The organism is Micromonospora sp. NPDC018662 (assembly GCF_044391475.1).
Taxonomy (GTDB): Bacteria; Actinomycetota; Actinomycetes; order Mycobacteriales; family Micromonosporaceae; genus Micromonospora.
The window spans coordinates 340,540-363,406 of record NZ_JBISAC010000006.1 but is presented as its reverse complement, the minus strand read 5'-3'; the positions used below and the strand labels follow the sequence as shown (position 1 = coordinate 363,406).

Sequence of the window (22,867 nt, the reverse complement as noted above, 5' to 3'; positions counted from 1 at the left end):
CCCCGCGGTGGGGGGGGCTTTTGGTCCCCGGTACCCCCGGGGGGCCGGGCCCCCCCGCCCCGCTTGTTGGGGGGCCCCCCCCCGGCCCCGGGGGGGGGGGGGGCGGGGGGGCCCCCCCCCCCACCACATCCCCCACCCCCGTCAACGCCTCTCCACGTCCCCCGGGAAGAAGGTGTCCGTCCACCATGTCCAGATTCCGTACCCGAATCGTCGCGGTGCTCGCCGCGGTCGGCCTGGCCGTCACCGCGGCGCCGGCCCCGCCGGCCCTGGCCGCCGGCGGCCCGAACCTCGCCGCCGGCCGGCCCGCCAGCGCCAGCAGCGTCAACGGCCCGTTCGTGGCCGCCAACCTGACCGACGGCAACCAGGGCAGCTACTGGGAGAGCAGCGGCGCGCTGCCCCAGTGGGCGCAGGTCGACCTCGGCACCAGCCGCGCCGTCGACCAGGTGGTGCTCAAGCTCCCGGCCGCCTGGGAGGCCCGCAACCAGACACTGTCCGTGCAGGCCAGCGCCGACGGCAGCGGCTTCACCACGGTCGTCGCGCCGGCCGCCCGCACGTTCAGCCCGGCCGCCGGCAACACGGTGACGCTCGGCTTCTCCGCCACCAACGCCCGCTACCTGCGCGTGGCCGTCACCGCGAACACCGGCTGGGCCGCCGCCCAACTCGCGGAGTTGGAGGTCTACGGCACCGCCAGCTCGTCGACCAACCTGGCGCTCGGCAAGACGATGACCGAGAGCGGCCACTCCGACGTGTACGGGGCCGGCAACGCCAACGACGGCACCGCGGCCACCTACTGGGAGAGCCCGAACAACGCGTTCCCGCAGTGGATCCAGGCCGACCTGGGCGCCGCCACCAGCGTCAACCGGCTGGTGCTGCGGCTGCCCACCGGCTGGGGCGCGCGCACCCAGACGCTGACGGTGCAGGGCAGCACCAACGGCTCCACGTTCGGCACGCTCGTCGCGTCCGCGGCGTACGCGTTCGACCCGGCCGGCGGCAACACGGTCACCGTCACCGTGCCCACCGCCTCCACCCGCTACCTGCGGCTGCTGTTCACCGCGAACAGCGCCTGGCCCGCCGGGCAGCTCGCCGAGCTGGAGATCTACGGCCCGGCGACCGGCGACACCCAGGCGCCGAGCGCGCCGGGCAGTCTCGCGTTCACCGAGCCGGCCACCGACCAGGTGCGGTTGACCTGGACCGCGTCCACCGACAACGTCGGCGTCACCGGCTACGACATCTACGCCAACGGCGTGCTCCGCACCAGCGTCGGCGGCACCACGCTGACGTACACCGACACCCAGCCCGCCGGCAGCACCGTGTCGTACTACGTGCGGGCGCGCGACGCCGCCGGGAACGTGTCGGCGAGCAGCAACACGGTGACCCGCACCGGCAACACCGGAGACACCACCGCGCCGACCGCGCCCGGCAACCTCGCCTGGACCCAGCCCGCGAGTGGGCAGATCCGGTTGACCTGGACCGCGTCCACCGACAACGTCGGCGTCACCGGCTACGAGGTGTGGGCCAACGGCGCGCTGCGCACCACCGTCGGCGGCTCGACGCTGACGTTCACCGACAGCCAGCCGGACAGCGCCACCGTCTCCTACCAGGTGCGCGCCCGCGACGCCGCCGGCAACGTGTCGGCCAACAGCAACACGGTGACCCGCCCCGGCAGCACCACCGGCGGCACCAACCTGGCGGTCGGCAAGCCGGCCACCGCGTCCTCGGTGGTGCACGTGTTCAACGCCGCCAACGCGGTCGACAACGACGTCGCCACCTACTGGGAGGGCGCACCCGGCGCGTACCCGAGCACGCTGACCGTGGCGCTGGGCGCGAACGCCAGCATCAGCGCGGTGGTGGTGAAGCTGAACCCGGACCCGGCGTGGGGCGCGCGCACCCAGACGTTCCAGGTGCTCGGCCGGGAGCAGTCCGCGTCCGGGTTCACCAGCCTGGTCGGCGCCGCGACGTACTCGTTCAACCCGAACACCGGCAACACGGTGACCGTCCCGGTGTCCGCGACCGCCGCGGACGTCCGGCTCCAGTTCACCGCGAACTCCGGCTCGTCCAACGGCCAGGTCGCCGAACTCCAGGTCATCGGCGTGCCGGCGGCCAACCCGGACCTGACCGTCACCGGCGTCACCGCCTCGCCCGCCACGCCGGTCGAGACCGACACGATCACGCTGTCCGCCACCGTGCGCAACGCCGGCAGCGCCGCGTCCGCCGCCACCACCGTCAACCTCTACCTGGGTACGACGAAGGTCGGCACCGCCGCCGTCGGCGCGCTCGCCGCCGGCGCGTCGAGCACCGTCTCGGCGAGCATCGGCGCGCGCAACGCCGGCAGCTACCAGCTCACCGCCACTGTCGACGAGTCGAACACGGTGATCGAGCAGAACGAGGCGAACAACTCCTACACCAGCCCGACCGCGCTGACGGTCAGCCCGGTGGCCAGCGCCGACCTGGTCGCGTCCGCGGTGACCTGGTCGCCCGGCACGCCGGCCGCCGGCGCCACTGTCAGCTTCACGGTCACGCTGCGCAACCAGGGCACGATCGCGTCGGCGAGCGGCACGCACGGCATCACGCTCACCGTGCTCAACGACGCCGGCACGGTGGTCCGCACGCTGACCGGCGCGTACTCCGGCACGATCGCCGCCGGGGCCACCGCCGGCCCGGTGTCGCTCGGCACCTGGACCGCCGCCAACGGCCGCTACACGGTGCGGGTGGTGCTCGCCGACGACGCCAACGAACTGCCGGTGAAGCGGCAGAACAACACCAGCGACCGGCCGCTGTTCGTCGGCCGCGGCGCGAACCTGGGGTACGACGCGTACGAGGCCGAGGACGGCTCGGTCGGCGGCGGCGCGCAGGTCATCGGCCCGAACCGCACCATCGGCGACCTGGCCGGCGAGGCGTCCGGCCGGCGCGCGGTCACGCTCACCACCACCGGCGCGTACGTCGAGTGGACCACCAAGTCGGCCGCGAACGCGCTGGTCACCCGCTTCTCCATCCCGGACGCGCCGGGCGGTGGCGGGATCGACTCGACGCTCAACGTCTACGTCAACGGCGTGCTGCACAAGCCGATCAGTCTCACCTCGAAGCACATCTGGCTCTACGGCGCGGAGGCCGCCCCCAGCGACTCGCCCAGCGCGGGCGCGCCCCGGCACCTCTACGACGAGGCGAACGTGCTGCTCAACGCCACAGTCCCGGCGGGCAGCCGGATCCGGCTCCAGAAGGACCCGGCCAACAGCACCACGTACGCGATCGACTTCGTCAACACCGAGCTGGTGTCGCCGCGCGCCAACCCGGACCCGGCCCGGTACAAGGTGCCCACCGGCTTCAGCCACGCCGACGTGCAGAACGCGCTGGACGCGGTGCGGATGGACACCACCGGCACGCTGGTCGGCGTCTACCTGCCCGCCGGTACCTACGAGACCGCGCAGAAGCTCCAGGTGTACGGCAAGGCGGTGAAGGTCGTCGGCGCGGGCATGTGGTACACCCGCTTCCAGACGCCGACCAACCAGCAGAACACCGACGCCGGGTTCCGGGTCGAGTCCTCGGCCAGCGGGTCGACCTTCGCCCACCTGGCGTTCTTCGGCAACTACACCAACCGGATCGATGGTCCGGGCAAGGTGTGGGGCGAGCTGAAGGACGTCGACAACCTGACGCTGGACAGCGTCTGGGTGGAGCACACCGTCTGCGCGTACTGGGGGGTGAGCGTGGACGCGCTGACCATCCGGGACAGCCGGTTCCGCAACACCTTCGCCGACGCGGTGAACATGACAAACGGCAGCACCAACGCGCTGGTCACCAACTCGGAGGGCCGCTCCAACGGCGACGACGCGTTCGCGTTGTTCTCCGCGACCGACCAGGGCGGTTCGGGCGGCAACCACGGCAACGTGTTCGAGAACCTGACCGCCACGCTGACCTGGCGGGCCGCCGGCATCGCCGTGTACGGCGGCTACGACAACATCTTCCGCAACCTCTACATCGCCGACCAGTTGACGTACTCGGGCATCACCATCAGCTCGCTGGACTTCGGCTACCCGTTCGTCGGGTTCGGCGCCAACCCACCCACCCGGTTCGAGAACATCTCGCTGATCCGCTCCGGCGGGCACTTCTGGGGCGCGCAGACGTTCCCGGCGATGTGGTTGTTCTCCGCGTCCAAGGAGTTCCGCGGCATCCGGGTCAGCGACGTGGACATCGTGGACCCGACGTACTCCGGGATCATGTTCCAGACGAAGTACACCGGCAGCCAGCCGGAGAACCCGATCACCGACACGGTGCTCACCAACGTCTCGATCTCCGGGGCGCGGCGCAGCGGCGACGCGTTCGACGCGAAGTCCGGCTTCGGCATCTGGGTCAACGAGATGCCCGAGGCGGGGCAGGGCCCGGCGGTCGGCGCGGCCACCTTCACCAACCTCCGCCTGACCGACAACTACCAGGACATCCGCAACAACACCACCACCTTCACCATCACCCGCAACTGATGTAAGGCGGGGCCCCTTCTTAACGCCTCCGGTAGAGAAGGGGCCCCTTCTCACGCGCCCGGCGTTCGTTGTCGGTGCCGCTGATGGCGGCAGGCCGCCGGGAGAGGACTCTCCCGGCGGCCCTCCGTGTTGTGCCGAGAAGGTGGGGGACGCGTTCGAACGTCACCGGGCCGGGTCGACGTGGTGACGCCCCGCTCACGGTGGTCCGGATGTACTCCACGGATGCGCCTCCGTACCCGGCTCGTTCCGTCCCGGGCCTCCGGGACCACGCGCGCCATGCTCGCCGCGATCCTCGGCCCGGTCATGGTCGGTGCCGCCCTGACCGTCGGCTCGCCCGCCGAGGCGGCCATCACGACCCAGGTCTTCGCCGCCACCAACGACAGCTACGTCAACGCCGCCGCGCCCACCACGAACTACGACACGTCGTCGAGGCTGGCGGTGGCCGCGGGCCCGGCCCGGATCTCGTACGTGAGTTTCGCGGTCACCGGCCTGACCGCGCCCGTGGTGCATGCCCGGTTGGTGATGCACACCAGCAGCGCGAGCTTCGCGGGCAGCCTCACGGGTGGCACGATCGAGCGCACCGGCGCGAACTGGGTCGAGACGACGTTGACCTACGCCAACCGACCGTCCCCGATCGGCTCGCCGTTGTCCCGGTTCGGCATCGTCAAGCCGGATCGCTGGTACCAGGCCGACGTGACCGCCGCGGTGACCGGCAACATGGTGGTCAGCTTCGCCATCTCCTCCACCGACCCGGACGGCGCCTACTACGACGCCCGGGAGAGCGCCGAGAACTGGCCTCGACTCGCCGTCGACACCGGCGTGCCCCCCAGCCCCGACAACATCCTGCTGGCCGCCGGGGACATCGCGAGCTGCACCACCGACCGGGACGAGGAGACCGCGCGGATCCTGGACAGCCAGCCGGGCACCGTGGCCACGATCGGCGACTCCGTCTACGAGTCCGGCACCACCGCCGAGTTCGCCAACTGCTACCAGCCGACCTGGGGACGACACAAGGCCCGCACCCGTCCCGCAGTCGGCAACCACGAGTACCTCACCGCCAACGCCGCCCCCTACTTCGCCTACTTCGGGGCGGCGGCCGGCCCTGCGGGACTCGGCTACTACTCGTACGACCTGCCCGGCTCCTCTGACTGGCACATCGTCGTGCTGAACTCCAACTGCGCCAAGGTGGGTGGCTGCCAGGCGGGCTCGGCCCAGGAGCGGTGGCTGCGTGCCGACCTCGCGGCCCACCCCAGCCGCTGCACCCTGGCCTACTGGCACCACCCCCTGTTCAGCTCCGGCGAGCGGCAGGCGCCCAACGTGTTACCGCTGTTCCGGGCGCTCTACGACGCCGGCGCCGAGATCGTGCTGAACGGGCACGCCCACCAGTACGAACGGTTCGCCCCCCAGTCCCCGGACCGGACCGCCGACCCCGCCCGGGGCATCCGCGAGTTCGTGGTGGGGACCGGCGGTCGTTCCCTCCAGTCAAACTTCGGCACCGTGGTGCCCAACAGCGAGGTACGCAACGGCACCACCTACGGCGTCCTGAGGCTCACCCTCTACACCGGCGGATACGACTGGCGCTTTCTGCCGGTGACCGGGCAGACCTTCACCGACGGCGGCAGCGGCACCTGCCACTGAACCCGGCTGACTGAAGTGAGCGGTGCCCGCTCGGGCGCGAGCACGGCGGGGTGGCCCGGTCCGGACCGGGCCACCCCGGAGAATCACTCAGGGATGAGGAACTGGGCGGTGCTGGTGGTGTCGTAGTTGACGCCGTTCTTCTCGGCGTGGTGGGTGCAGCTGACCGTGACCGTCCGGGACTGGGCGGGGACGCCACTGACCGGGACGGTCGGCGACCAGAAGGTCACGTCGACGAGCGCGCCGTTGTTCTCCGAGTCGGAGTCGTTGGTGGAGTAGCTGAGCACGGTGGCCGAGCACCGGACGTTGATGTAGTTGGCGTCCACCCGGTCGTTGCTCCAGGTGGCGAGCCGCGAGTAGCCACGGACCTTGATGCCACCGACGCGGAACGGCCAGGCTCCCTCGTGGCCGACGCTCTCCAACTGGATGACGCCCTGCAGGTTGTACGCCGGCGTCGACGGGGGCGGCGGCGTGCCCGGGTCGCCGGTCCCACCGCCGCCCCCATCCCCGCCTCCGCCGTCGCAATTGAGAGAACAGTCGGGTTCCGAGGCGTGCGCCGGCATTGCCACCGCGCCGGTGGCCGCGAAGCAGGCCAGCAGGGCGATTCCGACGGCTGCAAAGCGTCTGAGCACGTTGTCTCCTGTCAGTGGACGCCCGAGAATTGAACCCCCCGTGGCGCGTGATCGGGGACGTAGGCTATCGCTGCGATTTTCGAAAGCGCAATAGATACTGGTCGGTACGACCGTGCCAGAAATCCCGCCCTATCCGGCTCGACGGCAATCATTGGACATCTCTGCTGCTCAGGGATGCCTACAAATTCCATGACCGTTGTTCGGTCGGCAAAAAGAAGCAATTTCGGGGAGTGCTATTTGGTCTCATAGTGTTGGTTGGATCGGCGTGCGGCAGACTGATGGCAATTGTCTGGGCTGGCGGGATAATTCGGCCTTAACTGCACGTTGGCGGCAAGAGTCTGCTGCCGGCCTTCAATGTTGCTGCCGAGCGGCCCGCTCGACTTCCCGAAGAACACGTTCGAGCGTCTGGGGGGCGGCGGTCTGCTGGCAATGCAGCCCATGCGCGCCGGGCGTGGGTCAGTCCGGGTGCACGAATCGGCGTCCCTGCGTGAGGGTCGGGGGCGCACTCCGTTGAGCGCCTTGATGTCATCGTGTGCTGCACCGGCTGTCGCGTTTCGAACGCTCACCGTCACCATCGAGTCGGCGGCTCGGTGTACCGTCCGAAGTGGTGGCCCGTCGGACGGCCGGCGGGTTCGGGGCACAGTCCGCTGCCGGGGAGGCTGCCATGCTCACGACCATTGGTGATCACCTGCGCAAGCTGCGCACCGAGTCCACCTTGACGCAGGAACGTCTGGCCGAGAAGGCTGGCGTGAGCGTGGAGACCATCCGCAAGCTGGAGCAGAACGAGCGCACCAGCGCCCGCATGTCGACGCTGAACAAGCTGGCCACCGCGCTCGGTGTCCCCACCACCGCCCTGATGGGCTCCGCCGCACAGGCCCAGGCGATGCGGGAGCCCAATGCCGAGCCACTCGGCCTCGTGGCCGTCCGCCGCGCACTGACGCCGGTGTCCGGCCTCGACGGGTGTTCGGTGCTCGACGAGCCCGAGATCGGCCCACCTACCGCGGCGGACGTGCGCCGCTCGATCCTCGCGGCCAACACGATCTATCACGCCAACGACTACGCAGCCGCGCTCACGTTGATCCCCGGCCTGCTGGACGAGGCGCGGACCCTCGTCGAGATCGCCGACGGCGACGAGCGGCTGGCCGCGCATGCGCTCGCGTCCCAGGCGCACCAGTTGGCCGGTCGGCTGCTCATCCAACTCCGTCGGGTCGACCTGGCACACGTCGCCCTCACCGCAGCACTCGATCACGCCCGGCGTAGCGGAGACCGGGCGGTCGGTCCTGCGGCGGTCGCGGCGATGTGCTGGTTGCTGCTGCGGCAGGCCCGCTTCGGAGAGGCGGAAGTCCTCGCGGTGCGTACCGCCGATCAGGTGGAGCCGAAGCTGTCCACGGCGTCCCCGGCTGACCTGTCGGCGTGGGGGTTTTTGCTGATCAAGGCGGCGTCGGCAGCGGTGCGCGACGCGCGGCACGACGACGCCCGCGACATGCTTGACCTGGCGGCGGCCGGCGCGCATCGGCTCGGTGATCGGCAGGACCCGAACGCCGATCTCATCGGGAACGACTACTCGACCGAGGGCGTGCACCTGATGCGCGTGGAGGCGGCGGTGATCGCGGGGCGGCCGGACGAGGCGCTGATGCTGGCACGGCAGGTGCACCGATCCCCGCAGGTGACACCCTCGTCTCGTCAGCGGCACTTTCTGGACGTTGCCTGGTCACACGTGCAGACCGGTGCCTACTCGGACGCGACCGGTGTGCTCATGGGCCTGCGGGACCGGGCGCCGGCCTGGCTCCGGCAGCAGCGGTACGCCCGGGACATCGTGAAGTCGATCGCTGAACGGCGGCGGCGAACGATGACCAAGGACTTGGCCGAGCTGGCATCACTGGTCGGCGCATAGTCGTACGCGACGTACGACCATTTTTGTGGACTATTTGCCATGGTCTGTTCTGCACCTGACTGCGGCGATCTCGCTGGGTGAACCTCTGGATACGGGCCGCGATCGTTGAGGTGATGGGACGTCACCTCAGTCGCGAGTCGCGCCCCTGAACAGCGCGGTGATGCCGGTTCCCGAGGACATCACCGCCGCGTCTTCCAGGAGGTCGCACATGAGCGGTAGTCAGCGCGAGCCGGAACAGAGCCCAGGTGAACAGGCGGAAGCCGCCGAGCAGGAGGCGGCCCGGCAGCGGATCATCGCGCAGGCCGAGGCGGACCGAACACCTGTCGACGACACCACTCGGGCGGTGCCGGACCGGCGGTGGCGTCGTGACCGGTGAGCGGGTGCCGATCGGCCGGCGCGTCGCCTATCTGCGGGTGCGCCGCAAGCTGTCGCAGCAGACGTTCGCCGACCGGCTGGGCAAGTCGAAGAGCTGGGTGGACAAGGTGGAGCGCGGCGTCCGGTCGCTGGAGCGGGTTTCGACGATCCGGGAGATCGCGGCGGTGCTGCGCGTCGACGCGGCGACGCTGCTCGACCACGACGCCCGCCCCGCCGAGGCAACCGAGCGGAGCGAGGGCGTCGCCCGCATCCGGGCGGCCCTGTCCACGTACGGCATGACGTCCGGCCGGGACGCGCCGCCGGACCGGTTGGGTCAGGCCGTGGCGTACGCCTGGAACACCTACCGGCACGCCCGCTACCCGCAAGTGATCGAGCAGCTCCCGGCGTTACTGACCGATGTCCAAAGCTGGCAGGCGCGGGATCCGCAGGCAGGTCGGGCGGCGGTGGTGGACGCGTACCGGGTGACGGCGGCGCTGTTGACCAAGCTGGACGAGGCGAGTCTCGCCTGGCTGGCCGCCGACCGGGCGATGTCGGCCGCGACCGGGGACCGGACGTTGTCGGCCTGCGCGGCGGTGCAGCTCGGGCCGGTGTTGCGGGCGTCGGCGCGGGCCCGGTCGGTGTTGCTGGCCGCCGCGTACCGGATCGCGCCGCGCGACCTTGATTCGGGTACGCCGCAGGAGTTGTCGCTGTGCGGGACGCTGCTGACGCAGGCGGCGTTGACGGCGGCGCGGGCGGGCGACGGGCGCGTCGCCGGTGACCTGCTGGACGAGGCGGCGGAGATGGCCGCCCGGGTGGGTGACGGGCACGACCACTGTCGGACCGCGTTCGGGCCGGCCGCGGTGGACGTGGCGCGGGTCGTCGCCGCCGTCGAGCGGGGCGACGGTGCGGAGGCGGTGGCCCGGCACGAGGCGGCGATCGCGGGGGAGGGGTGGCGGTGGCTGCCGCTGGAACATCGCGCCGCGTGTCTGGTGGACGCCGCGCGGGCGTACCTCCTGGTGGGTGACGCCGAGGGCGCGGCGAAGGCCCTGGTGCGGGCGGAGCGCCTCGCGCCCGCCGAGGTCCGCCACCGCCCCACGGCGCGCGCCCTGACCGCCCAGCTCTCGACCGAAGCGCCGATCTTGGAGTTGTGGCACCTCCGATAAGGAGCGAAACCGGCATACCGTGGCACCACAAGTCCAAGATCGACGGGGGCGGGCCGCGCAACGACTGGTCACACGGCATTCGCGAGTTCAAACTCCGCTGTTGTCACGACTTCGGGGGGTGAAACTCATCGGTCGGTCGTGACTTGTCGCACTGGGCCCGCGCTTCCGCCATCCGCAGGATTGACGTCAACCGATCAGCCGGTGGAGGCAACCGACATGGACGAACGGTACGACTCGTACTGCGCGGTCGATCCGCTCTTCTACGACTCGCTGGCCGGCACCACGGCCGACGCGGACGCCTACCCGACCGGCCCGGTGCCGGACGGCTGGGAGTGCGAGGTCAAGGACGACTGGCTGATCCACGGCCCGGTCGGCGGGTCCCTCCCCGCGCAGGGCTGGAAGATCCACGTGTCGGCCCGACTCGACAACGCGGAGCGCGTACTGGCCCGCGTGGTCGAATACTGCCGGCCCCGCGGCATCGCGTTCAAGCACCTGCGCGGCCCGCGCCTGCTGCTCATGCGCAACAGCAAGTACGCCCGGCGCGGCGCCAGCGGGAAGTTCGTCACCGTCTACCCGCGCGACGACGCCGAGCTGGAGCTGACCGCCAAGGAACTCGCCGGCCTGCTCGACGGCGAGACCGGGCCGTACATCCTCAGCGACCTGCGCTACGGCGACGGCCCGGTGTACCTGCGCTACGGCGGTTTCGCCGCCCGCTACTGCGTCTCCGCCGACGGGCAGACGGTGCCGGCGATCGAGACCCCGGACGGCGTCCTGGTGCCCGACCGGCGGGACCCGGTGTTCCACGTGCCGGAGTGGGTGACGCTGCCCGACTTCCTCGCCCCGCACCTGGCCGCCCGCAACGCGGCGACGACGACGGACCTGCCGTACCGGATCGAGAAGGTCATCCACTTCTCCAACGGCGGCGGCCTCTACGTCGCCCGCGACACCCGCACCGACCAGCGGGTGGTGCTCAAGGAGGCCCGCCCGCACGCCGGGTTGGACGCGACCGGCGCCGACGCGGTGACCCGGCTGCGCCGCGAGGCGGAGACGCTGCGCCGGCTGGCCGACGTGCCGCACCTGGTGCGGGTGCACGACGAGTTCAGCTTCGGCGGGCACGAGTTCCTGGCCCTGGCGTTCGTCGAGGGCCGCCCGCTCAACCAGGTGGTCGTCGAGCGGTACCCGCTGGTCCACGTCGACGCCGAGCGGGCCGACTACACCCGCTGGGCGCTGGACGTGCACCGCCAGGTCACTGAGGCGGTCGCCGCCATCCACGCGCACGGCATCGTCTACGGCGACCTGCACATGTTCAACATCATGGTGGGCGACGACGGCGCGGTCACACTGATCGACTTCGAGGTCGCCACCGACGTCGCCGAGGCGACCCGCCCCGCGCTGCGCAACCAGGCGTTCGCCGCGCCCCGCGACCGCACCGGCGTCGACGTCGACCGGTACGCGCTGGCCTGTCTGCGGCTCGCCCTGTTCCTGCCGCTGACCGCGATGCTGCGACTGGCCCCGGCCAAGGCGGCGCACCTGGCGGACGTGGTCGCCGAGAACTTCCCGGTGCCGCGCGAGCTGCTCGACGAGGCGGTCGAGGTGATCGTCGGCGGACGCCCGGCGGACCTCCGGCGGGCCGTCACGATCGACCCGGACGACTGGCCCGGCCTGCGCGACCGGCTCGCCGAGGCGATCACCGCCAGCGCCACCCCGGAGCGCGACGACCGGCTCTTCCCCGGCGACATCCGCCAGTTCGCCGGCGCCGACGGTGGGCTCAACCTGGCGTACGGCGCGGCCGGGGTGCTCTGGGCGCTGCACGCCAGCGGCGCCGGCACCGACCCCGCGCACGAGCGGTGGCTGATCGACCGGGTACGCGAACCGGCCTCCGGCAGCCGGCTCGGCCTCTACGACGGGCTGCACGGCATCGCGTACGTGCTGGACCTGCTCGGGCACCGGGGCGAGGCGCTGCGCCTGCTCGACCTCTGCCTCGACCAGCCCTGGACCGAGGTGCGCGACGACCTGACCGGGGGACTACCCGGGATCGCGTTGAACCTGGCCCACTTCGCCGCGCTGACCGGCGAACGCCGGTACGCCGACGCCGCCCGGCGGGCCGTCGACGTGGTGGTCGGCCGGCTCGGCGACGTCGAATCGGTCGCCGAGACCAGCGGCGGGCAACATCCGTACGCCGGGTTGGCCCGGGGCGGGGCCGGCGTGGCGCTGATGCTGCTGCGGATGTTCGAGCGGGACGGCGACGCCGACCTGCTCGACCACGCGCGCACCGCGCTGCGCCAGGACCTGCGCCGCTGCGTCCGCCGCGACGCCGGGCACCTGGAGGTCAACGAGGGCTGGCGGACCATGCCCTACCTGGCCGAGGGGAGCGTCGGCATCGGGCTGGTGCTCGACCAGTACCTGCGCCACCGGCCCGACGACGCGCTGCGCGACGAGGCGACCGCGATCCGCCGTGCCGCCGACTCCCCGTTCTACGCCCAGTCCGGCCTCTTCGCCGGCCGCGCCGGGATCGTCGCGTACCTCGCCGAGCGTGGCGACCGGGACGCGGCCCGGCAGCAGGCCCGACTGCTCGGCTGGCACGCCCTGCCGTACCGGGATCGCCCCGCCTTCCCGGGCGACCAGCTCCTGCGCCTCTCCATGGACCTGGCCACCGGCACCGCCGGGGTGCTCGCCGCGCTCGCCGCGACCCGGCCGGACCACCCGCTCCACCTGCCGTTCCTGACTCCGCTGCCCGACGCGACGCGCGTCGCGGGCACGGACTGAGCGGCCCACCGACCCCCCGGCTTCCCCGGGGCGACCCGTACCGACGTGACCGGAAGGAGGTGAATGGACATGGCACTGCTCGATCTCCAGGGGATGGAACTGCCGGCCGCCGAGCGCACCGGTGGCGGCAGCCGCGCCAGCCTGCTGCTCTGCGGCGACAGCTCGCTGAGCGTCACCACCTGCAACTGACCCACCCGACGACCGACGTCACGAGAGAAAGAGGAAGCGACATGGCTCTGCTCGACCTTCAGGGGATGGAACTGCCGGCCGCCGAGCGCACCGGTGGTGGCAGCCAGGCCAGCCTGCTGCTCTGCGGCGACAGCTCGCTGAGCGTCACCACCTGCAACTGACGATCAGTCGCTTGGCCCCGGGCCGGCTCACGCCGGTCCGGGGCCCGCGCCCGTGGGAGGACCGATGACCCCCGCCGACCGGCTCGCGCTGCGCGCCGTGGCGTTCGCCGGCTGGTGGACACCGGTGCTGGCGGTGCTCGCCGTGGTGGAGGCGGCGGCCCAGTTGACGCTCCCCGCCGTGCTGGGACGGGCGGTGGACGCCGCCGTCGGGGTCGCGCCGCAGTCGTCGTCCGGCCGGTGGCTCGCGGTGGTCGTCGCCCTGGTGCTGGTGCTGATCGGCGCGCGGGCGGCCCACGACTACGGCACCGGCGCGGCCGGCGCCCGCTCGGTCGCCGCGCTGCGGCACACCCTGGTCCGCCACCTCTTCGCCCTCGATCCGCGCACCGTGGGTCGCCGGCCGGTGGGTGACCTGGTCGGCCGGATGGTGGGGCAGGTAGCCGACGCCGGGCAGGCCGCCCCGACCGTCGTCCTGGTCGGCAGCGTGCTGCTGCCACCGCTGGGCAGCCTGGTCGCGCTCACCCTGATCGATCCCTGGCTCGGCCTGACGTTCGTGGTCGGGCTGGTGCTCCTGGCCGTGCTGCTGCGCCGGTTCGTCAGCGAGGCGTCCGGTGCGGTCGCCGGCTACCAGCGGGCCCAGGGCCACCTGGCCGGGCGGCTGGTCGAGGCGCTCGCCGGCGCGCGGACGATCGCCGCCGCCGGCACCGCCGGGCACGAGGTCGAGCGGGTGCTCGCGCCGCTGCCCGAGCTGCGCCGGCACGGCCTGCGCACCTGGCGGGTGCTCGCCGGCGCGGCGGCCCGGGGCGCCCTGCTGAACCCGCTGCTGCAACTGGCGGTCGTCGCCGTCGGTGGCTGGTCGCTGTCGGCCGGCCGGCTGACCCCCGGTGAGCTGCTCGCCGCCCTGCAGTACGCCACGATCGGCGCGGGGCTCGGTGCCGCGATCGCCGCCGTCAACACCGCCGTGCGGGTACGCGCCGGTTGCGGTCGGGCCGCCGAGATCCTCGACGAGCCGCCCCGCGCGCACGGCGGCCGGGACCTGCCGCCCGGGTCGGGCCGGCTGGAGCTGAGTGGGGTGGAGGTCCGCGACGACGACGGGCGTCCGCTGCTGCACCGGGTCGACCTGCGGGTGCCGGGCGGCACGCTCCTCGCCGTGGTCGGGCCGTCCGGGGCCGGCAAGTCGTTGCTGGCCGCCGTGGCGGGCCGGCTGCGTGACCCGGACGCCGGCGAGGTACGCCTGGACGGCGTACCGCTGCGGGAGTTGACGCCGGCGGCGCTGGGCCGGGCGGTCGGCTACGGCTTCGAGCGGCCCGTGCTGGTCGGTGACACCGTCGGCGCGGCGGTCGGCTGCGGCGGCGACCCGGTGCCGCTGGCCCGTGCCGCCGAGGTCGACGACGTGGTGCAGCGGCTGCCCGAGCGCTACCGCACCCCGCTGGGCGGCCTCGCCCTCTCCGGCGGCGAACGGCAGCGGCTCGGTCTGGCCCGCGCGCTGCGCGCCGACCGGCTGCTGATCCTCGACGACGCCACGTCCAGCCTGGACACGGTGACCGAGCACCGGGTGGTGGACACGCTCACCGGCCACGACGACAGACGTACCCGGGTGGTGGTGAGCCACCGGGTGGGCACCGCCGCCCGCGCCGACCTGGTGGCCTGGGTGGACGGTGGCCGGGTCCGCGCGGTCGCCCCGCACCGGGCGTTGTGGGACGACCCGGCGTACCGGGCGGTGTTCCGGTCGTGACCACCGTCGGCGCGGTGGTCCGCGCGGAGCTGTCGACGCGACGCCGCCCGCTGCTGCGGCTGGCCGGCTGGTCACTGGCCGAGGCGCTGCCGGCGGCGTTGACCGGGCTGCTGACCGCCCGGGCCGTGGACGGCGGGTTCCTGGCCGGCCGGCCGGCCGTCGGACTGCTCTGGCTGGGCCTGCTGGCGCTCGCCGTGCTGGTCGGCGCGCTCGGCACCCGGCAGGCGTACGGGCTGCTGGGCGACGTGGTGGAGCCGTTCCGCGACGACCTGCTGCGGCGGGTCGTCGCGGGGGCGTTGGCCGGCGCGACCGACGGGCGGGCGGACGACGCGGCGGTGACCCGGCTGACCCACCAGGTGGAGATGGTCCGGGACACCTGGGCCGGCCTGCTGATGGTGGTCCGGGGCTTCGTCTTCGCCGCCGGCGCGGCAGTGGTCGGTCTCTGTTCCCTGGCCGCTCCGGTCGCGCTGCTGGTGATCGTGCCGGTGCTCGCCGGCCTGTTGCTCTTCGCCGCCGCCCTGCCGGCGATGGTGGCCCGGCAACGGGAGTACGTCCGGGCCGGTGAGCGGCTCGGCCGGGACTCGGTGGTCGCGGTGACCGGCCATCGTGACGTCACGGTCAGCGGGACCGGGGAGCGGGTCGTCGACTGGCTCGGCGGGCACGTCGACGCGCAGGCACGGGTGGAGCGGCGGTTGGCCACCATGGCCGCCGCGCGCAGTCTGAGCCTGGCCGTCGGCGGGTGGCTGCCGGTGCCGGTGCTGCTGCTGACCGCGCCGTGGCTGCTCGGGCGCGGTCTCGGGCCGGGCGCGCTGCTCGGCGCGCTGGTCTACGTCGTGCACGGCATCCAGCCGGCGCTGCACACGCTGTTCCAGGGCGTGGCGGCCGGCGGCCTGCGCTTCGTGGTCACCCTCGACCGGCTGCTGCGGACCTGCGTACCCCCGGCGGAGCCCGGCGGCGCACCGGCGGCGCCGCCCGACCCGGCCGCGCCCGCGCTGTCGCTGCGGGCGGTGACCTTCCGGTACGGGCCACACGCCGCGCCGGTGCTCGACGGCTTCGACCTGACCGTGCCGGCGGGCGACCACCTGGCGATCGTCGGCGCGAGCGGGATCGGCAAGTCCACGTTGGCGGGGCTGATGGCCGGCGTGCTGCGCCCCGGTTCGGGCACGGTCCGCGTCGCGGGCACGCCGACCGGCGCGGCGACGCCGGCCGAGCTGGCCGCCCGCCGGGTGCTGATCCCGCAGGAGGCGTACGTCTTCACCGGCACGGTCCGGGACAACGTCCGCTACCTGCGGCCCGACGTGGACGACCCGTCGATCCTCCGGGCGGCGGACCGGCTCGGCCTGACCGACCTGGTGGCCCGGTGCGGCGGTCTCGACGCGACGCTGCGGCCGGCGGATCTGTCCGCCGGGGAACGCCAGCAGGTGGCGCTGCTGCGGGCCTGGCTGTCGCCGGCGCCGCTGCTCATCCTCGACGAGGCGACCTGCCACCTGGACCCGGCCACCGAGGCCCGCCTGGAGCTGGCGTTCGCCGCCCGGCCCGGCACCCTCGTGGTGATCGCGCACCGGATCACCTCGGCGGTGCGGGCCCGGCGCGTGCTGCTGCTCGACGGTGGGCAGGCCCACCTGGACAGTCATCACGGGCTGCTGGCCGGCTCGGCGGCGTACCGGGAGATGGTGGGCTACTGGGAGGGGGCCGGGGACCGGGTCAGATCCAGCAGGCATCCCGGGCGGTCCGTACCGCTTCCCAGCGGGTCCGGGCGCCGGTCTTCGCCATGATGTGCGACAGGTGGTTGCGGATCGTCCCCGGCGAGACGCCCAGCTTCTGCGCGATCTCGCGGACCGGCAGGCCCTCGGCGACCACGTCCAGCACCTCCCGCTCCCGGGGGGTCAACGGATTGTCGGCCATCTCGAGCGCGGCGACGACCAGGTCCGGGTCGAGCACGACCTGACCGTCGGCGACCTGCCGGACCCCCTCGGCGATCCGGTCGGGCGGCACGTCACGGTTGAGGAAGCCGATCCACCCGCGATGCTCGGCGAGCATCGCGCGCAGCCGCCCGGCCCGACGCTGGTCCACCAGCACCAGCAGCCGACCGCCGTGGCTGCCGTCGGCCGCGGCGGCGAGCCGGACCAACTGGTTCACCGGCACGACGTCGACGTCGATCACGGCGACGTCGGGGCGCTCGCCGAGCAGCGCGGCCCGGACGGCAAGGGGGGTGTCCGCCTCAGCGACCACATCGATGTCGCCCTGGGCGGACAGCAGGTGGGCGAGCGCGCCCCGGACCAGCCGTCCCTTGAGCGCGAGCAGCGTGCGGACCATGTCGACTCCCTGCCATGACCCCCGTCTTCCTGACGTATCGTGAACATCTGATAACCAGCCGTCAGGAATCTTATTTAACTCACCGACCCGGCGACACCCGCTGTCAACCTGTTGTCAGATCCACCCGGCCTCCTGGGCGCGTTGCACCGCCTCCCACCGGTTTCGGCCGCCGGTCTTGCGCAGCAGGCTGGACAGGTGGTTGCGGACCGTCCCGGGCGCGAGATGCAGCGACCCGGCGATCTCCCGGCTCGGCAGGCCCGTCGCGGCGGCGGCGGCCACCTCCCGCTCCCGCTCGGTGAGCGGGTTGACCGCGGTGTCGAGGGCGGCGACGGCGGTCACCGGGTCGATGGCGCGGCGCCCCTCGGCGACGGCCCGCAACTGGGCGAGCATCTCCTCGGGCGGCACGTCCTTGGCGACCACCCCACGGACCCGCAGGCGCAGCGCCGACCGCAGCATCCGGGCACTCGGCCGGTTCGTCAGCACCACGACCGCGCAGTGCGGCACGGCGGCGCGCAGCGCCGCGACCACGGTCGCCGGCTCGTCCTCCGGATTGAGGTCGACCAGCACCAGATCGGGGCCGGGGTCGGCAAGTCGGCACAGGTCGGCGGCGCACGCCTCCCCCTCCACCACCACCTCGAAGTCGGGGGCCGCCGCGACCACCCCGGCGACGAGCGTCCGGCACAGGCCGGGTTCGCCGAGCACGGCGACCCGGATCGCCGGCGCCGGACCGGTCGGTGATTGGCTACGGGTATCACTCACGGGACTACTGTGCCCGACGCGGCGTAACGGGTAACCCCCGGCGCGGTGCGTTTCCGGCACGATCCCGACATGTGGTTGGGCGGCCGGACCGGCCGTCAGTGTCCGAGTGCGACGGCCAGCCTGCGGACCGCCTCGTCCATCGCCTCCGGCGGGGCGGCGGCGTAGGAGAGACGCAGGTGCGGCGCCGGCGGCTCGGCCGCGTACCAGGGACGGCCGGGGAAGACGGTGACCCCCTCGGCGGCGGCCGCCGCGGTCACCGCGACGTCGTCCGTGCCGTCCGGCAACCGGACCCACAGGTGCAGGCCACCGCGCGGGACGTGGTGCGGGGTCAGCGACGGCAGGTGCCGGTCCAGCGCCGCGAGCAGCGCCTCCCGGCGGGCCCGCAGCTCCTTGCGCAGCGTACGGCGGTGCCGGTCCCAGGCCGGCGCGGCGAGGAACTCCAGCGCGGCCTGTTGCAGCGGCCCGGCCACGAAGAAGTCGTCGAGCAGCCGGGCGGCGCGCAGCCGTTCCCCGGCCGGTCCCCGCGCGCCGAGCGCGGCGATCCGCAGGCCCGGCGCGGCGGGCTTGGTCAGCGACCGCAGGTAGACCACGTGCCCGTCCGGGTCGTCGGCGGCCAACGGTGGCGGCGCCGCGCCGTCGATGGTCAGGTCTCGGGCGTAGTCGTCCTCGACGAGGAACGCGCCCGCGTCGCGGACCGCGGCCGCCACCTCGGCCCGCCGCGGGAGGCTGAGCGTCGCGCCGTGCGGGTTGGCGTGCAGCGGCTGGCAGTAGAACAACCGGGCGCCGGTGCGGGCGAACGCGGCGGCGAGCTGGTCGGGGCGTACCCCCTCGGCGTCGGCGGGCACCGGCACCACCCGCAGCCCGGCGGCGTGCGCGGTGGCCAGCGCGCCCAGGTAGGTGGGGGACTCGACCAGCAGCGTGTCGCCGGGCACGGTGAGCGCCCGCAGGGTGGACGCGAGGGCGGCCTGCCCGCCCGGGCAGATCACCATGTCCTCGGCGCGCAGGCCGCCGCCGGCCTCGCGGGCGAACCAGGCCCGCAGGTCCGCCCGCCCCTCCACCGGGCCGCGCTGCCACGCCGCCGGGTGCCGGGCCGCGCGGGCGAGTGCCGCACCGAGCGCGGCGGCCGGCTGGAGCTCCGGGGCCAGGTAGCCGCCGGTCAACGGGATGGCCCCGGCCGGCGGCAACGCCAGGAGCGCCTGCATCTCCTCCCCGCCGGACCGCCGGGAGCCCAACGCGACGGTCTGCCAGGACAGGTCCGGGCGGGGCGGGTCGACGCGTCGGGCCGCCACGAACGCGCCACGACCCGAGCGCGTCTCGACCAGTCCCTCCGCGACGAGCCGCCGGGTCGCCTCGGCGACGGTCACCGGCGAGGCGTGGTGGTGGGCGGTCAGCTCCCGCACCGACGGCAGCCGCGTGCCGGGCGCGGCGGCCGCCACCAGCACGCGCAGGTGGTGGACAACGCGATCGGTAGCGCTACCATCGTTCATGACGGAACAGAGTAGCGCTACTGACCCCACGACGGTAACGGCCCGGCCGGGCGCCGGCATCGCGCTCGGCGCGCTGGGCGTGCTGGCGTTCAGCATGTCGCTCCCGGCCACCCGCGTCGCCGTGCATACGCTCGACCCGTGGTTCGTCGCGTTCGGACGGGCCGTCGGCGCGGCGCTGCTCGCGGCGGCGTACCTGCTGTCGACCCGGGCGCCGCGCCCCACCCGGGAGCAGTGGCGGCGACTGGCCGTCGTCGCGCTCGGCGTGGTCGTCGGTTTTCCGCTGTTCACGTCGCTCGCGCTCACCACGCAGACGTCCGCGCACGGCGCGGTCGTCGTCACCGTGCTGCCTGCCATGACCGCGGTGTTCGCGGTGCTCCGGGCCGGCGAGCGACCGCCGCCGCTGTTCTGGCTCGCCAGTGCCGCCGGGCTGGCGCTGGTGCTCGGGTTCCTGGCCACCGGCGACGCGATGCGCGGCACGCTCTCCCCGGCGGACCTGTTCCTGCTCGCCGCCGTCGTGCTGTGCGGTCTCGGGTACGCCGAGGGCGGCCGCCTGGCCCGCCACCTCGGCGGCGCCCGGACGATCTGCTGGGCGTTGCTGCTCTCGCTGCCGGTCACCGTCCCGATCACGGTGGTGGCGGCCCTCGCCCACCGCCCGCAGGCCGGCGCCGCCGCCTGGACCGGGTTCGGCTACCTCACGCTGGTCTCGATGTTCCTCGGCTTCTTCGCCTGGTACGCCGGTCTGGCCGCCGGCGGCATCGCCAAGGTGGGCCAGATCCAGCTCGTCCAGCCGGTGCTCACGCTGATCTGGTCGGCGCTGCTGCTCGGCGAGGCGATCACCCCGGCCGCCGTCGTCGTGGCGGGGGCGGTGCTGGCCTGCGTGGTGCTCATCCAACGCACCCGGGGCGCCGCGCGCCCGCGTGGGTACGCCCGGCCCCACCCCGAACAGGCCGTCCAGCGGTAGTGATCGCGCTGCCGTCGCGATGATCAGCTCAGGGCATGTCTCTTCGCGTACGGGGAATCGTCGTCTTTCTGGTCATCGCGTTCGGCGGCACGTGGCCGTACCTCTTCCTTGCCCGGTCGGTGCTGGGCTGGTCGCTGGTGAACCCGCTGGTCCAACTGCCGGTGGCGGCGATGCCGGCGATCGGGGCCGTGGTGGTGCGACGGTGGGTCACCCGGGAGGGGTTCGCCGACGCGGGGCTGCGGTTGCGGCTACGGGGTGCGTGGCGATGGTGGCTGATCGCCTGGTTCGCGCCGTTGGCCGTCACGTTCCTCGCCTTCGGCTGCGCCGCCGCGTCGGGGTGGTGGCGGCCGGACCTGTCCCCGGTGGGTGGGCCGGGCGCCGTCGCGCTGCTGCTGATCCTGCAACTGGTGACGACACCGGTCTACTGGGGGGAGGAGTTCGGCTGGACCAGCTTCCTCTGGCCCCGCCTGCTGCCGGACCGTCCCCGTGCGTCGGTGCTCGCGACCGGGCTGATCTGGGCGGTGTGGCACTATCCGCTCGCCTACCTCGGTTATGCCGAGTTTCCCGACCACACCGTGAGCATGGCGCTCTGGACGCTGACGTTCGTGCTGTTCCAGGTGATGTTGTGCTGGCTCTACGCCCGGAGCGGTTCGGTGTGGGTCACCAGCCTGGCGCACGCCGGCAACAACATGGTGGCGGGTCTGCTCGTCGAGCAGCTCCTCGGCGAGCTGGGGGCGGTGCGGAACATGATCTGCGTCGTCGTCGCGCTGGCGCTGGTGTGCGTGCCGTTGCTGTGCTCCGCCGCGTTCCGGCCCCGGCCGGCGGGGTCGGCTACGCCGGACCGTCGAGCGTGCGGATCAGGTGCGCCACCCGCTGCCGGATCTCGTCGCGGACCTGACGGACGACGTCCAGCGACCGGCCGGCCGGATCGGTGAGCTGCCAGTCCTCGTAGCGCTTTCCGGGGAAGACCGGGCAGGCGTCGCCGCAGCCCATGGTGACGATGACGTCGCTGGCCTCGGCCGCGTCCCAGGTGAGCCGGGCCGGCGTCCGGTCGGTGATGTCGATGCCGACCTCGCGCATGGCCTCGACGGCGACGGGGTTGATCCGGTCGGCGGGTTCGCTGCCGGCGGAGCGCACCTCGACGGCGTCCCCGGCGAGGTGGCGCAGCCAGCCGGCGGCCATCTGGGAGCGGCCGGCGTTGTGGACGCAGACGAACAGGACGGTGGGTTTGCGGCTCATCGTGTTTCGGTCTCCGGGGTGAGGTGGGGCACGACCACGGCGTCGGCGGCGTCGCCGGCGTGGGGATACCAGATGGCGAGCGCGGCGACGGCGACCAGGCCGCCGACGAGCTGGGCGACCACGAAGCCGGGCACCGAGGCCGGGGCGATGCCGGCGAACGTGTCCGAGAAGGCCCGGCCGATCGTGACGGCCGGATTGGCGAACGAGGTCGACGAGGTGAACCAGTAGGCCGCGCCGATGTACGCGCCCACGGCGGCCGGCGCGGCGGAGGTGCGGCCGGAGCGGGCCAGGGCGAAGATCAGGAGGACCAGACCGGCGGTGGCGACCACCTCGGCCAGCCACAGGTGCCCGCCGGACCGGTCGGTGCGGGACCAGGCCACCGCCGGGAGGTCGAACATCAGGTGCGCGAGGACGGCGCCGGTGATCGCGCCGCCGGTCTGGGCGGCTGCGTAGGCCACCAGGTCGCGCCCGGTCAGGCCGGTGCCGGCGCGGCGGCCGAGCCACCAGTCGACGGCGGAGACGACCGGGTTGAGGTGCGCGCCGGAGACCGGGCCGAACGTCAGGATGAGCGCGCCCAGGGCGAGGGCGGTGGCGATCGCGTTCTCCAGCAGTTGCAGTCCCGTGTCGGTGGGGGACAGCCGGGCGGCGGCGATGCCCGAGCCGACGACGGCGGTGACGAGCAGGGCGGTGCCGACGAACTCCGCCGATGCCCGCCGGGCCAGGGCGAGGCTCACGCCGCGCGCCCGTCGCCGGGGGCGGCCGAGATCTCCAGCAGCGCGCCGAGCTGCCGGAACACGTCGGGCCGGACCCGGTACCAGACCCAGGTCCCGCGTCGCTCCGAGTCGACCAGGCCGGCCTCGCGAAGGACCTTGAGGTGGTGCGAGATGGTCGGCCCGGACAGGTCGAAGGCCGGGGTGAGATCGCAGACGCAGATCTCCGGCACCGAGGCGATCATCGACATCAGTCGCAGGCGGATCGGGTCACCCAGCGCCTTGAACAGGGGCGCGACCTCTGCGGCCTGCTCGGGCGCCAGGGGGCGGGCCGCGATCGGGGAGCAGCGGGCGACCCCGTCGGGCAGCGCTTGTTTCGACATGCGTCTAGCTTGAC

19 protein-coding genes are annotated in these 22,867 nt (G+C 73.3%); 12 read left to right on the top strand and 7 right to left on the bottom strand.

Going from position 1 to position 22,867, the window contains the following annotated elements; translation table 11 throughout:
- Positions 1-185: 185 nt before the first annotated feature.
- Positions 186-4,472 (top strand): discoidin domain-containing protein, encoded by a 4,287-nt coding sequence (locus ACH495_RS19780; RefSeq protein ID WP_396859195.1) that lies wholly within the window; start codon positions 186-188, stop codon positions 4,470-4,472.
- Positions 4,473-4,694: 222 nt separating this feature from the next.
- A complete protein-coding gene (locus ACH495_RS19775) occupies positions 4,695-6,110 on the top strand; it encodes a DNRLRE domain-containing protein (RefSeq protein WP_396859194.1) in 1,416 nt (471 codons plus the stop codon).
- An 83-nt stretch (positions 6,111-6,193) separates the two neighbouring features.
- Here the strand turns inward: ACH495_RS19775 and ACH495_RS19770 are convergent, their stop codons facing one another.
- Positions 6,194-6,739: a hypothetical protein gene (locus ACH495_RS19770; RefSeq protein WP_396859193.1), complete on the bottom strand. Its 546-nt coding sequence runs from the start codon at positions 6,737-6,739 to the stop codon at positions 6,194-6,196.
- A 664-nt stretch (positions 6,740-7,403) separates the two neighbouring features.
- Here ACH495_RS19770 and ACH495_RS19765 point away from each other — a divergent pair.
- The 8 genes from ACH495_RS19765 (at position 7,404) to ACH495_RS19730 (ending at position 16,773) form a co-directional block, all read left to right on the top strand.
- Positions 7,404-8,633, top strand: a complete 1,230-nt coding sequence (locus ACH495_RS19765; RefSeq protein WP_396859192.1) for a helix-turn-helix domain-containing protein — start codon at positions 7,404-7,406, stop codon at positions 8,631-8,633.
- Positions 8,634-8,841: 208 nt separating this feature from the next.
- Positions 8,842-9,009: a hypothetical protein gene (locus ACH495_RS19760; RefSeq protein WP_396859191.1), complete on the top strand. Its 168-nt coding sequence runs from the start codon at positions 8,842-8,844 to the stop codon at positions 9,007-9,009.
- The gene (locus ACH495_RS19755) at positions 8,999-10,150 is read left to right on the top strand and encodes a helix-turn-helix domain-containing protein (RefSeq protein ID WP_396859190.1); all 1,152 of its coding nucleotides are present in this window, start codon (positions 8,999-9,001) and stop codon (positions 10,148-10,150) included. The genes ACH495_RS19760 and ACH495_RS19755 overlap by 11 nt, the downstream gene beginning before the upstream one ends.
- Before the next feature lie 216 nt (positions 10,151-10,366).
- The gene (gene lanKC / locus ACH495_RS19750; protein ID WP_396859189.1) at positions 10,367-12,916 is read left to right on the top strand and encodes a class III lanthionine synthetase LanKC; all 2,550 of its coding nucleotides are present in this window, start codon (positions 10,367-10,369) and stop codon (positions 12,914-12,916) included.
- Between the two features lie 69 nt (positions 12,917-12,985).
- Positions 12,986-13,105 (top strand): SapB/AmfS family lanthipeptide, encoded by a 120-nt coding sequence (locus ACH495_RS19745; protein ID WP_088647629.1) that lies wholly within the window; start codon positions 12,986-12,988, stop codon positions 13,103-13,105.
- Between the two features lie 41 nt (positions 13,106-13,146).
- Positions 13,147-13,266: a SapB/AmfS family lanthipeptide gene (locus tag ACH495_RS19740; protein WP_269692070.1), complete on the top strand. Its 120-nt coding sequence runs from the start codon at positions 13,147-13,149 to the stop codon at positions 13,264-13,266.
- Positions 13,267-13,330: 64 nt separating this feature from the next.
- The gene (locus tag ACH495_RS19735; protein ID WP_396859188.1) at positions 13,331-14,998 is read left to right on the top strand and encodes an ABC transporter ATP-binding protein; all 1,668 of its coding nucleotides are present in this window, start codon (positions 13,331-13,333) and stop codon (positions 14,996-14,998) included.
- Complete coding sequence (locus tag ACH495_RS19730) at positions 14,995-16,773, top strand: ATP-binding cassette domain-containing protein (RefSeq protein WP_396859187.1); 1,779 nt, start codon at positions 14,995-14,997, stop codon at positions 16,771-16,773. Before ACH495_RS19735 ends, ACH495_RS19730 begins: the two co-directional genes overlap by 4 nt.
- Here ACH495_RS19730 and ACH495_RS19725 read toward each other — a convergent pair.
- From ACH495_RS19725 to ACH495_RS19715, 3 genes are all read right to left on the bottom strand, one after another.
- Positions 16,703-17,314, bottom strand: coding sequence for a LuxR C-terminal-related transcriptional regulator (locus ACH495_RS19725; RefSeq protein WP_396859186.1), 612 nt, complete (start codon positions 17,312-17,314; stop codon positions 16,703-16,705). The two genes, ACH495_RS19730 and ACH495_RS19725, sit on opposite strands and share 71 nt — an antisense overlap.
- 114 nt (positions 17,315-17,428) lie before the next feature.
- Complete coding sequence (locus tag ACH495_RS19720; protein WP_396859185.1) at positions 17,429-18,073, bottom strand: LuxR C-terminal-related transcriptional regulator; 645 nt, start codon at positions 18,071-18,073, stop codon at positions 17,429-17,431.
- A gap of 95 nt (positions 18,074-18,168) precedes the next feature.
- Positions 18,169-19,560 carry a PLP-dependent aminotransferase family protein gene (locus ACH495_RS19715; RefSeq protein WP_396859184.1) on the bottom strand — a complete coding sequence of 464 codons (1,392 nt, stop codon included), beginning with the start codon at positions 19,558-19,560 and terminating at the stop codon, positions 18,169-18,171.
- Here ACH495_RS19715 and ACH495_RS19710 point away from each other — a divergent pair.
- On the top strand, positions 19,559-20,521 hold the full coding sequence (locus ACH495_RS19710) for a DMT family transporter (protein ID WP_396859183.1): 963 nt from the start codon (positions 19,559-19,561) through the stop codon (positions 20,519-20,521). The genes ACH495_RS19715 and ACH495_RS19710 overlap by 2 nt on opposite strands.
- A gap of 35 nt (positions 20,522-20,556) precedes the next feature.
- Positions 20,557-21,456, top strand: coding sequence for a CPBP family intramembrane glutamic endopeptidase (locus ACH495_RS19705; protein WP_396859182.1), 900 nt, complete (start codon positions 20,557-20,559; stop codon positions 21,454-21,456).
- Here the strand turns inward: ACH495_RS19705 and ACH495_RS19700 are convergent.
- Genes ACH495_RS19700 through ACH495_RS19690 form a run of 3 tightly spaced genes read right to left on the bottom strand, consistent with a single transcriptional unit; the run spans position 21,353 to position 22,853 of the window.
- Positions 21,353-21,760: an arsenate reductase ArsC gene (locus ACH495_RS19700; protein WP_396859181.1), complete on the bottom strand. Its 408-nt coding sequence runs from the start codon at positions 21,758-21,760 to the stop codon at positions 21,353-21,355. The genes ACH495_RS19705 and ACH495_RS19700 overlap by 104 nt on opposite strands.
- Positions 21,757-22,494: an aquaporin gene (locus tag ACH495_RS19695; protein ID WP_396859180.1), complete on the bottom strand. Its 738-nt coding sequence runs from the start codon at positions 22,492-22,494 to the stop codon at positions 21,757-21,759. The genes ACH495_RS19700 and ACH495_RS19695 overlap by 4 nt, the downstream gene beginning before the upstream one ends.
- Positions 22,491-22,853 carry an ArsR/SmtB family transcription factor gene (locus ACH495_RS19690; RefSeq protein WP_396859179.1) on the bottom strand — a complete coding sequence of 121 codons (363 nt, stop codon included), beginning with the start codon at positions 22,851-22,853 and terminating at the stop codon, positions 22,491-22,493. Before ACH495_RS19690 ends, ACH495_RS19695 begins: the two co-directional genes overlap by 4 nt.
- Between the last annotated feature and the right edge of the window lie 14 nt (positions 22,854-22,867).

What these genes read in the sequence shown, in the direction of transcription:
- ACH495_RS19780 (WP_396859195.1), top strand. Translation starts at nt 186, where the DNA reads ATGTCCAGATTCCGTACCCGAATCGTCGCGGTGCTCGCCGCGGTCGGC.
- ACH495_RS19775 (WP_396859194.1), top strand. Translation starts at nt 4,695, where the DNA reads ATGCGCCTCCGTACCCGGCTCGTTCCGTCCCGGGCCTCCGGGACCACG.
- ACH495_RS19765 (WP_396859192.1), top strand. Translation starts at nt 7,404, where the DNA reads ATGCTCACGACCATTGGTGATCACCTGCGCAAGCTGCGCACCGAGTCC.
- ACH495_RS19760 (WP_396859191.1), top strand. Translation starts at nt 8,842, where the DNA reads ATGAGCGGTAGTCAGCGCGAGCCGGAACAGAGCCCAGGTGAACAGGCG.
- lanKC (WP_396859189.1), top strand. Translation starts at nt 10,367, where the DNA reads ATGGACGAACGGTACGACTCGTACTGCGCGGTCGATCCGCTCTTCTAC.
- ACH495_RS19745 (WP_088647629.1), top strand. Translation starts at nt 12,986, where the DNA reads ATGGCACTGCTCGATCTCCAGGGGATGGAACTGCCGGCCGCCGAGCGC.
- ACH495_RS19740 (WP_269692070.1), top strand. Translation starts at nt 13,147, where the DNA reads ATGGCTCTGCTCGACCTTCAGGGGATGGAACTGCCGGCCGCCGAGCGC.
- ACH495_RS19735 (WP_396859188.1), top strand. Translation starts at nt 13,331, where the DNA reads ATGACCCCCGCCGACCGGCTCGCGCTGCGCGCCGTGGCGTTCGCCGGC.
- ACH495_RS19725 (WP_396859186.1), bottom strand. Translation starts at nt 17,314, where the DNA reads ATGGTCCGCACGCTGCTCGCGCTCAAGGGACGGCTGGTCCGGGGCGCG.
- ACH495_RS19710 (WP_396859183.1), top strand. Translation starts at nt 19,559, where the DNA reads ATGACGGAACAGAGTAGCGCTACTGACCCCACGACGGTAACGGCCCGG.
- ACH495_RS19715 (WP_396859184.1), bottom strand. Translation starts at nt 19,560, where the DNA reads ATGAACGATGGTAGCGCTACCGATCGCGTTGTCCACCACCTGCGCGTG.
- ACH495_RS19705 (WP_396859182.1), top strand. Translation starts at nt 20,557, where the DNA reads ATGTCTCTTCGCGTACGGGGAATCGTCGTCTTTCTGGTCATCGCGTTC.
- ACH495_RS19700 (WP_396859181.1), bottom strand. Translation starts at nt 21,760, where the DNA reads ATGAGCCGCAAACCCACCGTCCTGTTCGTCTGCGTCCACAACGCCGGC.
- ACH495_RS19690 (WP_396859179.1), bottom strand. Translation starts at nt 22,853, where the DNA reads ATGTCGAAACAAGCGCTGCCCGACGGGGTCGCCCGCTGCTCCCCGATC.